This is a genomic window from Chryseobacterium sp., assembly GCF_019236175.1.
In the GTDB taxonomy this organism is placed as follows: Bacteria; Bacteroidota; Bacteroidia; order Flavobacteriales; family Weeksellaceae; genus Chryseobacterium.
The window spans coordinates 153,584-168,252 of record NZ_JAFAJM010000004.1 but is presented as its reverse complement, the minus strand read 5'-3'; the positions used below and the strand labels follow the sequence as shown (position 1 = coordinate 168,252).

At 35.9% G+C, this 14,669-nt stretch carries 12 protein-coding genes; 10 read left to right on the top strand and 2 right to left on the bottom strand.

All coding sequences use genetic code 11. The annotated features are described in order from the left end of the window. Positions 1 to 48: 48 nt before the first annotated feature. From JO178_RS03385 to JO178_RS03370, 4 genes are all read left to right on the top strand, one after another. Positions 49 to 1,290, top strand: a complete 1,242-nt coding sequence (locus JO178_RS03385) for a radical SAM protein (protein ID WP_291931618.1) — start codon at positions 49 to 51, stop codon at positions 1,288 to 1,290. Continuing rightward, a complete protein-coding gene (locus JO178_RS03380; protein ID WP_291931615.1) occupies positions 1,287 to 2,117 on the top strand; it encodes a hypothetical protein in 831 nt (276 codons plus the stop codon). The genes JO178_RS03385 and JO178_RS03380 overlap by 4 nt, the downstream gene beginning before the upstream one ends. A 29-nt stretch (positions 2,118 to 2,146) precedes the next feature. Beyond that, positions 2,147 to 3,022 carry a hypothetical protein gene (locus JO178_RS03375; protein ID WP_291931612.1) on the top strand — a complete coding sequence of 292 codons (876 nt, stop codon included), beginning with the start codon at positions 2,147 to 2,149 and terminating at the stop codon, positions 3,020 to 3,022. Positions 3,023 to 3,087: 65 nt separating this feature from the next. Continuing rightward, a complete protein-coding gene (locus JO178_RS03370; protein ID WP_291931609.1) occupies positions 3,088 to 4,194 on the top strand; it encodes an aspartyl protease family protein in 1,107 nt (368 codons plus the stop codon). Between the two features lie 69 nt (positions 4,195 to 4,263). Here the strand turns inward: JO178_RS03370 and JO178_RS03365 are convergent, their stop codons facing one another. After that, positions 4,264 to 5,238, bottom strand: coding sequence for a sterol desaturase family protein (locus tag JO178_RS03365; protein WP_291931606.1), 975 nt, complete (start codon positions 5,236 to 5,238; stop codon positions 4,264 to 4,266). A 145-nt stretch (positions 5,239 to 5,383) separates the two neighbouring features. Continuing rightward, positions 5,384 to 6,226: an AraC family transcriptional regulator gene (locus JO178_RS03360; protein WP_291931603.1), complete on the bottom strand. Its 843-nt coding sequence runs from the start codon at positions 6,224 to 6,226 to the stop codon at positions 5,384 to 5,386. Positions 6,227 to 6,349: 123 nt separating this feature from the next. On the opposite strand from JO178_RS03360, the gene JO178_RS03355 reads away from it, so the two are divergent. The 6 genes from JO178_RS03355 to JO178_RS03330 all read left to right on the top strand — a co-directional run bounded on the left by JO178_RS03355 (position 6,350) and on the right by JO178_RS03330 (position 14,468). Further along, positions 6,350 to 7,363 (top strand): NAD(P)-dependent alcohol dehydrogenase, encoded by a 1,014-nt coding sequence (locus JO178_RS03355; protein ID WP_291931600.1) that lies wholly within the window; start codon positions 6,350 to 6,352, stop codon positions 7,361 to 7,363. A gap of 175 nt (positions 7,364 to 7,538) precedes the next feature. After that, entirely contained in the window at positions 7,539 to 9,401 is a 1,863-nt protein-coding gene (locus JO178_RS03350) for a glycoside hydrolase family 13 protein (RefSeq protein ID WP_291931597.1), read from the top strand. Between the two features lie 59 nt (positions 9,402 to 9,460). Further along, positions 9,461 to 9,979, top strand: coding sequence for a nuclear transport factor 2 family protein (locus tag JO178_RS03345; RefSeq protein ID WP_291931594.1), 519 nt, complete (start codon positions 9,461 to 9,463; stop codon positions 9,977 to 9,979). Beyond that, on the top strand, positions 9,979 to 11,397 hold the full coding sequence (locus tag JO178_RS03340; protein WP_291931591.1) for an MFS transporter: 1,419 nt from the start codon (positions 9,979 to 9,981) through the stop codon (positions 11,395 to 11,397). Before JO178_RS03345 ends, JO178_RS03340 begins: the two co-directional genes overlap by 1 nt. Before the next feature lie 370 nt (positions 11,398 to 11,767). Then, positions 11,768 to 13,297, top strand: coding sequence for a GMC family oxidoreductase (locus JO178_RS03335; RefSeq protein WP_291931586.1), 1,530 nt, complete (start codon positions 11,768 to 11,770; stop codon positions 13,295 to 13,297). A 4-nt stretch (positions 13,298 to 13,301) separates the two neighbouring features. Next, a complete protein-coding gene (locus tag JO178_RS03330) occupies positions 13,302 to 14,468 on the top strand; it encodes an MFS transporter (RefSeq protein ID WP_291931583.1) in 1,167 nt (388 codons plus the stop codon). Positions 14,469 to 14,669: the final 201 nt, after the last annotated feature.

Here is a 14,669-nt window from a genome sequence, read left to right as displayed (position 1 = left end):
AAGTTCTTCGTTAGTTAAATAGCGAAGAACTTTATTATTAATAGAGATATGGTTACTTCTTTTGTTCTAAAGGTTGCAAGCAGATGCAACCTCAACTGTTCTTATTGTTATATGTATAATTTAGGAGACAAAACATATTTGGAGCAGCCTAAATTAATGTCCATAAAGACTGTAAAAACATTCGTTGAAAAATTATCACGATATAGTACTGAAAATGGAATAAAAGCTTTTCAGATTGTATTTCATGGAGGAGAACCTTTGCTTTTCCCCAAAGAATTTTACAGAGAAAGTATAAGGATATTTAGAGAAACACTCAATGATTCCTATTTTGATTTTGTAATTCAGACCAACGGTGTCGGATTAAATGAAGAATGGTACAGCCTCTTTAAAGAACTGAATATTCGCGTCGGAATCAGTATAGACGGACCTAAAGAATATCACGATAAATACCGTGTTTTTCATAACGGTAAAGGATCCTATGATGATGTGCGGAATGCTATTCAGCTTGGACTGGATAACGGGATGCATGGAGTTCTGTCTGTCGTTAACCTTGCTATTATTCCTTCAGAACTTTATCAGGAGTTTAAAAACCTTGCTATTCCGAGTTTTAATCTTCTCCTTCCGGATGGACATTTTGATAAATTGCCTGACGGAATACTTCGTGAAAAGGTAAATACCTATGGCTATACGCCTTTTGCAGATTGGCTCATAGAGTTGTTTGAAATATGGAAAAGTGATCCGGAAAGACCTAATATGAGGTTCTTCAAAACTCTTATTCAGCTTGTTGCCGGTGAAGAAATTGGAGATCAGATGGTAGGTCTGAAAAAAAATGGAGTAGCAGTAGTGGAAACCAACGGGAATCTGGAAGTAGCAGATTCTATAAGAGCCTGTTATGAAGGGATTACCAGGAATGATATTAATATTCATACTCATGAAATTGCAGCTGTCCTGGAAGATCCTCTTTTTGATATTTATATCCATTCTCATCAGATGGTCAATGTGAAATGCAGTCAGTGTCCGATTTATGAAATTTGTGGCGGTGGTTTTCTGCTCAACAGATATTCAGAAGAAAATGGGTTCGACAATCCTACGATTTACTGCCATGATATGATAAAGCTGGTGAGCCATATACAGAATGATCTTATCGATAGTCTTCCGGAAGATATTTGTGAAGACATGAAACTTACCAAAGTTTCGTATGATGAAATTGTAGCGGAACTGGAAAACATGCCTTATAATGATCCGCAGCAGGAGATAAAAGAAAAATTATTAGCCTATAGTTTAGTATGAATTTAAAAGAAGGTATTAGAGTTTACAATCGGCAGATTGATAATATAAAAGATCAGATCAGTATCAATTCAGGGGTTGTACCTGTTGAAAATAATGATCCTGAGATTGAATATTACCACAATGCTTATTTACCCAATTCAGATTGGCGAATGCTGACTGATCAGGAATACAGAAGAATTTTTACAGCGAATGAGGACAGTCGAATGTTTAATACTTTGGGAATGGGAGTCATTCCGTTATCTTTAGAGCATTTATTTAAAAGTCTGAAACTCAGTGAATGTGAGTCGCTTTTTGATGTTCCGAAGCAATTTGAAAAAAATGAAGAGCTTATTAAAAAGCTTAATCAGGAATTGAATGCTTTTTTGGATCAGAAATCTGCAGCCGGGAAATATAAATTCCACAGAATTGCCAGATCATTGCCCGATATGCAAAGCACAACTTTTCATCATACTGGTCATAATACTTTTAAATATACAGGATTACATATTGATAAAAGTATTTTTTTTACTCCTCATACGGCGTATAAATCAGATAACAGAATTTCAATTAATATCAGTACTGAACCCCGTTTTCTCTATTTTATTAATCTCACGCTAAGGCAGATTTTTACTAAAATTCAGAAAAAAAAATCAGAAAAAATTACGTCCGAAAATATTGTTGAAGAATTTTTTAAGCTTTACCCTGATTACCCTGTTTTGAGACTGGAAATAAAACCCTATCAATATTATATTGCGCCCACGGATAACCTTATTCATGACGGGACCACATTAGGAAATAAATTCTTTGATATTACCATGGTTTATACAGGTGTATTTGATAAATACTAGATATACCTGCAAATAGCAAGAAACTCAATATGAAAAAACTAAAACCGGGAATTAAGATATACCTGAATGGACATGAAGAGACCGTTCAGATCAATTCAGGTACCCTACATCACTCTGAGCAAACGCCGAACGAGATTATTTTTAAAAATGAAAAATTTGTTCAAAGATATGAACCGGAGGCGTACCTTCCTAAAAGAGACTGGCGTACACCTACTGTAGAGGAATATAAAATTTTTACAGGAGATCACAAAAATAAAAAGGATTATAATTCTGTTTTTACAGGAAAAATTTCTGATGATATCAAAGAACTTTTTATTAAACTGGATTTACAGACTGCAGAGACAGAAGCTGAAGTATATGATCGATTCAGGAAAAACGAAATGCTGGTCAATCAGATTAATGGTAAATTAAATACATTTCTGGAGAGTATTTCTCTGGCCCCGTTTAAACTGATGAGTCTGGCGGCTAATTTTGCAAACAGTGAAATAGTTTCTTTAGATAAAAGAAACCTGCCCTCAGGATATACTGCTAATGAAGTCAGATTTATAGGAGTACATAAAGACAGTTCCAAAGATATGACGCTGCATACGGCCCATAAATTCGGCAACCGTATTGCATTCAATCTGGGAAAAGAATCGAGATATTTACTCATTATTAATCTTTCCATGCTTCAGGTTTATAACATGATCAAAAAGAAAATTGATATTAAAGAAAATGAAGTGAACAATAAAAATATTACTTCTTATTTTTTTAAGCTTTTTCCTGATTATCCGGTTTTAAGAATAGAGCATAAACCTTATCATTATTATATAGCTCCTACAGATAATTGTTTTCATGACGGATCTACGATGGGAAACCGTTCTCTTGATATTCTTATGACCTATCTCGGAAAGTTTTTAATTTAATGCCCTCTTTTAATATGAAATATACACTGGCTTTTTTAGTATCATTTTTTTCAATCCTTCAGATAATGGCTCAGAAAAAACTTCCCATATTGAAGGCCAATTCTTCCAAAGCAATTTTCATTGAAGAAGATAATGGCCTGAAAACAGACTGGAATATTGATCCGTCTCTAAAACCTGATATCTATACTGTTTCCAGAATGGTAAACAGCTCGAAAATAATAAAGGTGAAAACAGATATTGATTCCCTCAGAATAACAATAAAAAAAGGTGAGAAAAAAGATTTTATTATACTTCTGAAAGGCAAAGATTCATGTATGACAAGGATTGAGTGTGCACCCTCTAAAGATTTTAGTAGTGTAAAGCCTGCTTTCCATGATACTATACGTATGGGAATTAACGAACAGAATACAATGTTTGTAAAAGCAGCTCTAAACAAAACAGACTCTCTTACATTGAATTTCGATACGGGAAGCAGTAACCTCTCTCTTACTCAGGAAGCTTTACAGAATAAAATTAAACAATCCTTAAAATCAGGCGTAAATATTCTGTCTCTCGGAAATAAAAAATATCAGGATTTCAGAATTTATAAAGTAGAACTGACAGGACATGGTACAGATGGAAGATTTGGCTGGGATCTCTTTGATGGAATGGTGGTAGAGCTTAATTATGACCTGGGAAATATGATTGTACATTCTCAGCTTCCGGAAAAAGTGAGAAAAGATAAAGCGTATGAAAAATTAAACCTTACTTTTTATGATAAATTATTTTTTGTAGAAACAACAATACAACAGGGGGCTGTGAAAAATAAAGATTGGTTCCTGTTTGATACCGGTTATCAGAGAACCGTAATGCTGGATGGTCCTTTACTAAGAGAACAAAAATTTCCTACCGATAAGATGAAGGTTATAAAGAAAGTGATGATGAGAGGAGCTAAAGGAAACGAAATTCCGGTTGTTACCGCCAATCTTGAAACCCTTAGTCTGGGTAAATACAGCCTCAACAATATTCCGGCCCAGTTGCTTTCTGAAAGCAGACCGGTTAATGATAAAAAAATGAATATTCTGGGAAATGAAATTCTTAAAAGGTTTAATGTTTTTCTGGATTTTCAGACTAATACTGTTTATATAAAGCCCAATACATTGTTTAATGAAGGCTATATTGAAAAACAATAATAAGCCGGTATAAAGAAATAGCTCAAATAAAAAATCCTTAAAGGCTTCCGTCTTTAAGGATTTTTTACTCTAACTTGAAATGTATTCAGGTTCTGAGGTTTCAGACTGTTGAGGTACAGTGGGTTGCTGTTTCTTTTTTATTTTTTCACTGTATTCCTTTTGATACTGTTTAACCGTTTTTCCGGTACCGTCATGTCTCCATCCCGGTGAATAAAAAAGATATTTTATTCTGGTTATAAAAGAAATGCCGGGTTGTCTGATATCTTTTCCTATTCTTCTCCATTCGTAAAACAGAACTGTGGCAGGGTCTTTAGACTCCATTTTAGGATATATTCCATACTTAACCGGTACTTCAGGATCTTCTTTTTCAAAGGTCCCGAAGATTTTATCCCAGATAATCAGGCCCATACCCATATTACGGTCCAGGTATTTGATATTACACGCGTGATGTACACGGTGGTGGGAAGGCGTTACCAGAATATATTCCAGAAAGCCCATACTTTTGATGGATTGTGTATGGACGAAAGTTCCATAGATCTGAATAGCAGAATAAGCTACCATAACATGCAGAGGGTGAAATCCTATGAATGCCAGAGGGGAGAAGAATAAATATCTGTACAAAGGCTGAAATACAGGACTTCTGAATCCTGTAGTAATATTGAAATAATCAGAATTATGATGGGTAATATGTACTGCCCAGAATACACGGGAATGATGATCTACATAATGATGGACGTAATAGGCAAAATCCTGAGCCAGAAATACCGCAATCCAGTACCATATCCCAACTTCCCAATCAAAAATACGATGATAGTAAAAGAACATCATGACCAGCATAGAGAACCCTTTCATGATGATATCCAGGCTATAATTTAAAAGGGCTAAGAGTACATTGGTAGCCACATCTTTGGTTTCATAAAGCTTTTCTTTATTGAAATGGCTATAGGCCATCTCTATAAAGATAATACCCGCAAACATAGGAATAGCCCAGGGATACACAATATCCGGCCCATCACTTTCAAACATTTTACTAAAATCAAACATTTTTTTCTGTAAAACTAAACATAAATTATGTTATTTTGTATTAAATCTTGTTTTTGTTTAGGTACATTTTATTGACTTTTGATAAAATATGAAAAAATTAATAAAGGTTTTTGTGATATATCTAATTGTTTAAAATAGAAATAACCTATTCCTGCATTTCTTTTCTTATTTCACGCATCCCTTTTCCAAAATGATTTTTCATCATTCTGTTAAGATGGCTGCTGTCTGTAAATCCCAGATCTAAAGCAATTTCCTGTATAGGAAGATCAGTAAACTTTGCCCTGGATTGGGCAATTCTTAATTTAGACTTTAATAAATAGTCTTGAAATCTTTCTGAAGAATTTCGTTTAAAATATTCACTAAAGTAAGTTTCGGAAATATGAAACTGCTGAGACAAATATTTTACACTTAATTTTTGTGGATCCAGAATGTTGAAACTGATAAAGTTGAGCAGATCAACAAACTTATCATCATTAAAAGTTCTTCCACCCCAGTTCCGGTGTTGAATATTTCTGCAAATAACTGCAAGTACGGATACTAATATATTTTGAATGATAAATGCAGAGCAAATATCTTTTTGATTGTACTCATACAGGATAACATCTAATAGCCTTTTCAGTTGTTTTTTATCATCAGGATGGTTGATGAGCTCTCCTGCAAGATGATGATGGTTACCCATAATAAAATTTAAACGGCTAAACCAGTTGCTGTAATCAATATAACTATTAGAATCAGGCAGAAAATAAGATCCTACAAACCTAATGAACAAAAAACGGGTGGGTTTTTCAATGATGTATTGATGACATTTAGCTGCAGGCAGTAGAAAGATACCGCTTTTTTCATAAGCGTAGTCTGTATCATTTACTCTATGAAAACCTTTGCCATTGAGAATATAAACCAATTCAAAATAATTGTTTTTGCGGTTTCTGTTTTTCCATTCATCGTATTCAACGATTTCAATTGAAAAGGTATCGTGCATTACATCCATGATACAAAATTATTATTTTTTGATTTTCAAAAGTTAATTTCCAATAATCTTACTGTTTTATCAAACAATATTACCTTGTTTTTGAGCTGAACATCTTCAATTTTGTTGAAAAATAAAAGATGTATGAAAGCAGTACAGTTAAGCCAATTCGGCATTGAAAATTTAAAAATAGAAGACGTTAAGAAACCAAGTCCCAAACGCGGGGAAGTATTGGTTCGTATAAAAGCTGTTTCATTGAATTACCTGGACATTTTATTGGCAAATGGTAACTTTGGCAATAAACTTCCCGGTTTTCCTTATACACCTGCCTCAGATGGTGCAGGGATTATTGAAGAATTAGGAGAAGACGTTAAAGGATGGAAAGCTGGTGACCGGGTAGCTGTTCAATATGTACAGAATTGGATCAAAGGGGACTTTAATGCAGAACACAATACAAGAGTTGCATGGCAAACCCAGGGCGTTTTGGCAGAATATGTATGCCTTCCTGAATATGGAATTGTAAAAGCTCCTGAAAACCTAAGTTTTGAAGAAGTATCTACTTTACCTATTGCAGCTTTAACAGCCTGGTACGCATTGTTTAATCAGGCCAAACTTCAGTTGGGGCAAACTGTTCTAACACAAGGCACCGGAGGTGTTTCTATTTTTGCACTGCAGTTGGCAAAGGCTGCAGGAGCAAAAGTAATAGCGACTACAAGCACTGAACAAAAAGCACAAAAGTTATTACAATTGGGAGCAGATGCAGTGGTTAATTATATTCAATATCCTGATTGGCATCAGGAAGTTTTACGTCTAAATGACGGAAAAGGAGTAGATATAACTTTAGATATTGCAGGGACAAAGACTATAGAACAATCTTTATTGGCTCTTAAAGAAAACGGCTTTCTGGCAACAGCAGGTTTTATATCAGGATCTGGATTGCCTATTGATATCCATAAACATTCCATTAATTTGTCATTTATCCGAATTCAAGGGCTTGCTACAGGAGATGCTGAAAGTTTTTCGAAAATGAATCGTGCTATTGAAGTGAATAATATTCATCCGGTTATTGATACAATATATACTTTAGAAGAGGTAGTAAGCGCATATCAAAGACTGGAAAGTGGTAATATGATTGGTAAAATTGTAATTTCTTTATAGTGGTTAGTTTGCTGGGAATTATTAATCTTCAGATATACAGTTTTGATTTGATCAACTGAATAAAAAGTCTAAATACATTGTATTTGGACTTTTTAATTAAAAAATAAAATAAAAGTGATGAATTCTAATAAGTGGTAAGAATATATAAAAATTTAATGCTAAATTGAACTCTAATATGAAGACAATATATGCAGCACTCACTCTTTCCATAGCTTCATTTGCTTTTTCACAATCAAAAACATTGGAAAAGGTAGAACCGGCTTTCTGGTGGAAGGGAATGAAAAATCCTGAACTTCAGATTCTTGTTTATGGAAAAGGAATTGCCAATAATGACATCAGTTTGTCAAATGGTATACAAATCAAGGACATTCAGAAGGTAGATAATCCAAATTATATTTTCATTACAGTCAATACTGATGAAATTAATGTTCCGAAGTTTACCATCAATGTTCAAAAAGGTAAAAAGAATCTTGGTTCTTACTCTTATGAATTGAAACAGAGGAATTCCGGATCTGCAGACAGGGAATCCTATACTTCAAAGGATGTAATGTACCTCATCATGCCTGATCGTTTTGCCAATGGAGATGAAAAAAATGACTCTGTTTTAGGCCTGACTGAAAAAGCTAATCGTAGCCTACCTAACGGAAGGCATGGCGGAGACCTCCGGGGAATTATAAATAATCTAGATTATATTCAGAATCTTGGTGCAACGGCTGTGTGGTTAACACCCGTGAACGAAGACAATGAAAAAGTGTATTCCTATCATGGCTATGCTCAGACCGATCTGTATAAAATTGATGCCCGCTACGGGACCAACGAAGAGTACAGAAATCTTTCCCGTGAACTGAATAAAAGAAATATGAAACTGGTGATGGATTATGTAACCAATCACTGGGGTATTTCTCACTGGATGATCAAAGATCTTCCTGCAAAAGACTGGATCCACTGGTTTAACGACGGCGAAAACGGATTCAAAAGATCCAATTATAAAACAACAACCCAGTTTGATACCAACGCATCTGATATTGATAAAAGATCGGCTCTGGACGGATGGTTTGATAAGACAATGCCGGATATCAATCAGAAAAATCCTTTGGTTTTAAAATATTTAACCCAGAATGCAATCTGGTGGATTGAATATGCTGAACTGGGCGGATTCAGAGTAGACACCTATCCCTATAACGATAAAGAGGCTATGGCAAAGTGGGCCAAAGCGATTACAGATGAATATCCGAAATTTAATATTGTAGGAGAAACATGGCTTTACACAGCAGGACAGATCTCGGCATGGCAGAAAAACTCAAAAACCGGAGAAGCAGCAGGATATAATTCAAACCTTCCGTCGGTAATGGACTTTATGTTGTTTGGAGATTTACCCAAAGCTTTAAAAGAAAAAGAAGGCTGGAATACCGGTTTGATAAAAATTTATGATTCTTTTACCAGTGATTTTCTTTATCCGGATATCAATAATGTAATGGTATTCTTTGAAAATCATGATACAGAAAGATGGAACGAAATCTTCAAGGCAGATCCAAAAGCATACAAAACAGGATTAGCTCTGATTGCTACGGTTCGCGGAATCCCACAGATTTATTACGGATCCGAAATCGGAATGCGTGGTGATAAAGAAAAAGGAGGAGATGCAGACATCAGAAGAGACTTTCCGGGGGGCTGGAAGTCTGATCAGAGAAATGCATTCAACCCTTCAGAACAAACTGCTGAACAAAAAGAATTCTTCCGGTTTACCCGGAAATTGCTGAATTGGAGAAAAGGCAAAGAGGTAATTCACAACGGGAAAACGAAAAATTATGTTCCTCAGGACGGAATCTTTACCTATTTCAGATATAATGAAAAAGAAGCAGTCATGGTGATCATTAACAATAATGAAAAAGATGAAACGTTAAACCTAAAGCGCTTTGAAGAATCACTAAAAGGATTTTCAAAAGGAAAAGAAGTGATTTCGGGAAAAGAATTCAGTCTGCAAAATACAATGACAATTCCTGCGAAAACACCACTGATCATTGAACTTGAAGAATAATCCCAAAGCTCTAAGATAAGGGATTCTATACGACTTAAAAAACAATCTATAACTAACCTATGAAAAAATTACTAACCATTCATACGCTAATCCTGTTTTTATTCGGATTTTCTGTACTTTCAGCACAGTCAAAAAAAGGATTTGAAAAAGAAAAGACTGAAATAGGAGCTATGTTGGATGCTTTCAATACAGCAGCAGCTAAAGCAGATTATACAGCCTATTTTAATTATTTTGCAGATGAATCTACGTTTATCGGAACGGATGCTACAGAAATTTGGAATAAAAAAGAATTTATGGTATGGGCAAAACCCCATTTCGATAAAAAGAAAACCTGGAATTTTACTTCCCTTAAAAGAAATATTTATTTCAGTAACGACGGGAAGCTGGCTTGGTTTGATGAATTACTGGATACCCAGATGAAAATCTGCAGAGGCTCAGGAGTCGTAGAAAAGATCAACGGAAACTGGAAGGTAAAACAGTATGTACTTTCCATGACAGTTCCTAATGAAGTGGTAGATAAAGTGGTTCCTGAAAAAGCACCCATCGAAGATGCTTTAATCCAAAAACTGAAGTCATAATGGCAGAAACGGCAGGAAAATATAATTCGGGCGCATTTGAAAGAAGAAAAAAACCGGATTTATCCATGCTCCAGATTATTAATATGAGTATGGGATTTCTGGGAATTCAGATGGCTTTTGGTTTACAGAACGGGAATGCAAGCCGTATTCTTGCCAATTTAGGAGCGGATGTTCACGAACTGTCGTGGTTCTGGCTGGTAGCTCCGATTACAGGACTTATAGTTCAGCCTATTATTGGCCACATGGGAGATAATACCTGGAGTCCTTTAGGAAGAAGAAAACCTTATTTTCTGATTGGAGCCATCTTATGTGCGATAGGATTGGTGTTGCTTCCTAATGCAGCTTCTGTAACCCAGATGTTTGCTGCGAATGCACTTTTATTAGCTGTGATTTTCCTGGCCATGATGGATGCCTCAGTGAACGTTGCAATGGAACCTTTTCGTGCATTAGTGGGAGATATGCTTCCAAAACATCAGGGAACCGTAGGTTTTTCCGTGCAAACGATTCTGATCGGATTTGGAGCAGTATTGGGGTCCTACCTGCCGGATTGGCTTACAAAACTAGGCGTTTCTAATGTTGCGCCTAAAGGTTTTGTTGCTGATAACGTAATCTATTCGTTTTATGTAGGAGCAGTATTGCTGATTATTTCTATTCTGTACACCATCGTTACTACTAAAGAATATTCTCCGGAAGAATTTGCAGCGTTTGAAGATGGCAAAGAAATAGAACATGAAAAATCTAAATTTTCAGATATTTTTAAAGATTTTGCAGCCATTCCTGCACAGATGAAAAAGCTGGGTATTGTTCAGTTTTTCTCATGGTTTGCTCTGTTTACGATGTGGGTGTTTACTACCAGTGCGCTGGCTACTCATCATTTAGGTCTTTCTCCGGAAGATACCCACTCAAAGGAATTCAATGATGCCGGAGATTTAACGGGGAAACTCTTTGGAATGTATAACCTCTGGGCAATCCCATTTGCTTTTTTATTAACTCCTATTGCTAAATGGATCGGTAAAAAGCAAACCCATGCCTTAGCTTTGTTGTGTGGCGGATTAGGATTGATCTCCATGTATTTCATCAGAAATGTAGATAATTTATGGATCTCAATGATCGGATTAGGATTTGCCTGGGCAAGCATTCTGGCAATGCCTTACGCAATGTTGATAGAAGTAATTCCACAGAGAAAAATGGGTGTTTATATGGGAATCTTCAATTTCTTTATCGTTATTCCGCAAATCATTAACGGGTTGTTTGGAGGACCGGTTGTAAGTGGAATCTTTGGTAAACAGGCTATGGATTATGTCGTGGTAGGAGGAGTCTGCATGCTGATCGGAGCTTTGGTAACGATGCTTTTTGTGAAATCAGAAAATGAAACTCCAAAGGAGATTGAAGAAGAAATTAAACAGGTGCATTTTTAGTGACATATAAAAAGTCGACAAACGACAGTCGTAATGTCGATAAAATAATAGTATTAAAATTCAATAAAAGCGGGCTTTAGCCCGCTTTCATATTTTATATATCCTCAAGCGGCTTTAGCCAAAACCTATATCATTTTTCAATATGTTGTTTGATCGCCTCGCAGATTGGATTAAAAATTAAATTGAGTAATCCCTTATTACTCAGGTGAAAATCTACGAAATCTGTGTGATCTGTGAGAAATAAAATGTCTTATATAAACTTAGCATCAGTTTTTATATTTCAAATAGATTCAATAGATTGAAAATTAACATTTTGTTAAGCTGATTCTGCTTTTTTTATCTCTAAATTAGAGTTACCAAATTCTAATAAATGTACGATATTATCATCATAGGAACTGGAGCTGGAGGTTCTGCTATGGCTTATAAATTGGCTGATAGCGGTAAGAAAATATTAATTCTTGAAAGAGGAGATTATGTTCCCGTAGAAAAAGAAAACTGGAGTTCCGAAGAAGTTTTTCTGAAAAACAGATATACCACTACAGAAATCTGGCTGGATAAACATGGACAATCTTTTCGCCCCGGAATGCACTATAATGTAGGAGGAAATACCAAATTTTACGGAGCAGCTTTGTTTCGTCTGAGGGAAGAAGACTTTAAAGAAATTCAGCATTATGGAGGTGTATCTCCTGCATGGCCTATTCAGTATGAAGATTTAAAAGAATATTATCTTGAAGCTGAAAAACTGTTTCATGTACACGGTAAAAGAGGGTCTGATCCTACAGAACCTTTTGACTCCGAACCTTACCCTAATCCGCCATTGCCTCATGAACCGAGGATTCAGGAGATTTTTGACGAACTTACCGGTTATGGCTTACAGCCTTTTGAGCTACCGGTCGGAGTCAATTTTAGTCCTCATTCTACAGCTAATGCTCCCTATACTTTAGACCGCTTCGATGGTTTTCCTGATGCATCTGAAAGAAAGGGAGATGCTCATCTTTGTGCATTGTCAAAAGCGCTGGAATATCCCAATGTTGAATTAATGACTCATGCAAAGGTTACTAAACTAAATACAGATAGCTTAGGGAAGAAAATTACTGAAGTGATTATAGAACGAAACGGAACGTCAGAAATACTGACGGCTGATCTTGTTATTCTCTCAGCAGGTGCGGTTAATTCTGCTGCATTACTGCTGGAAAGTAAAAATGAACACTTCCCCAATGGACTGGCTAATCATTCAGATCAGGTGGGCAGAAATTATATGTTTCATCAGAATACCGCATTAATAGCACTGTACACGGAACTCAATCCTACTAAATTTGGAAAAACCTTTGGAATCAATGATTTCTACCATGCCGCCAGAGGATATGAATTTCCACTGGGGCATATCCAGATGCTGGGTAAGTCAGATGAAAATCAGATTAAAGCAGACAGTCCTGTACCTGCTCCCGGTTTTACTTTCGAATTAATGGCAAAGCATGCCGTTGATTTCTGGCTTACCTCAGAAGATTTACCGGATCCCGAAAACAGAGTGACAGTAGAAAACGGACAAATTAAAATAAGCTATACGGATAATAATCAAAAAGGTCATGAGCTGCTCAAAGCAGAGTTAATTAAGGCTTTGAAAGCATCAGGAAAATTTGAAAGCTTTCTGTTTAAAGGATACTATTTCAGTAAAGGGATGAATATTGCCTCTCCGGCTCATCAAAACGGAACAACAAAAATGGGACTGGATCCTGAAACATCCGTAGTGGATGTCAATTGTAAAACTCATGATCTGGAAAACCTATACATCGTGGATGGGGGCTTTTTTGTTTCAAGCGGTGCTGTGAATCCCGCGCTTACGATTATTGCCATGGCATTAAGAGTGGGCAGCTATCTTAAGAACAATATTTTGAAATAAAAGTATGAATTCCGAAAAATTCATCATTATAATCGTTTTTTTATTGGCCTTTCTGACAGGAGTTAATTTTGTGGTTTTTCCAGCATTGGGAACAGCTTTTACAGATCCTTCTCTATTTGGGCTTTCCCCGTCTCAGTTTGGAAATCTTTTTATTCCTCAGGTGATCTGTATCATTCTTTCATGTTTGGGAGCTCCATTTCTTGTAAATCAATGGGGACCGAAAAGGGTTTTGACTATAGGTATTGTGCTGATGTTGGTGTCAACAGGTGCCTTGTGGGCAATGCATTATTTTGTTGGCGTAAAATCATCATTATTTTCCTTATTAATGGTTTTGGTAGCTTTTACAGGAACAGGATTTGGATTGGCTATTACCACATTAAATCCCTTAGCAGCAAGTTTATTTGAAAAAGAAAATTCCTCAGCGATTTTAATCCTTCAGTTTCTGGTGGGATTGGGTACATCCACTTCGCCTTTAATGATGAATCTGATTGGAGACGTTAAAAACTGGAGGTATGTTCCCGCAGGTATATTTGTAGCAGTGAGTATTGTATTTATCCTCTTTCTGTTTTTAAAAATTGAAAAAGGAAAATTTTTCCGACTTCCTGATCATTTCCGGATTCCGGCGAAACTATGGGTGTTTTTTGCAGTAATTATTTTATACGGGTGTATAGAAGGAACTTTTGGAAGCTTCGGAGGGATTATTCTTAGAGATAAAGGACTGGATAATAATAAAGCAAGTCTAGGATTGTCTTTATTTTGGGGAGGAATCGCTTTGAACCGTCTTTTGTTCGGAATATTGGCAAAAAGATATGATTTATCCTTCTTTTTTCTTATTTCTCCGCTTTGTGTAGCCGTTGTGCTTGGATTCTTATTAGTAGATCCTGGTATTCATGTTCTTTTATTGATAATGTTTCTGATAGGTTTTTTTATGGGAAGTATATTTCCCGGCTCAATTGGCTGGGGAACCGTAGAGTTTCCTGCATACTCAGTGGTTGTTTCCGGTTTTTTGATGGCAGCGAATCAAATAGGAACTGGAGCCGCTACCAATGTTTTAGGGTATTTTTCAAATCAGATATCTGTTATTCTTGAAATTCTGACAGCTTTTATGCTGTTGATCTGTATGTTGTTTTTTTATCTTAAACGAGACTCCAGAATAAAAGACGCATTCTAAGAAAAAAACGATAATATGGAATGTTAAAAAGCAATAGAAGCGGGCTTTAGCCCGCTGTTGTATTCAAATATGTACCGATTGGCTTTAGCCAGAACCTGTATACAACAATGCTTAATGAAGGCTATAATAAAAGCTGAATGACCTCAAATTTATAATGAAAATCCTTTCTTATCCTACATCAACTTCTTTTCTTATGACATC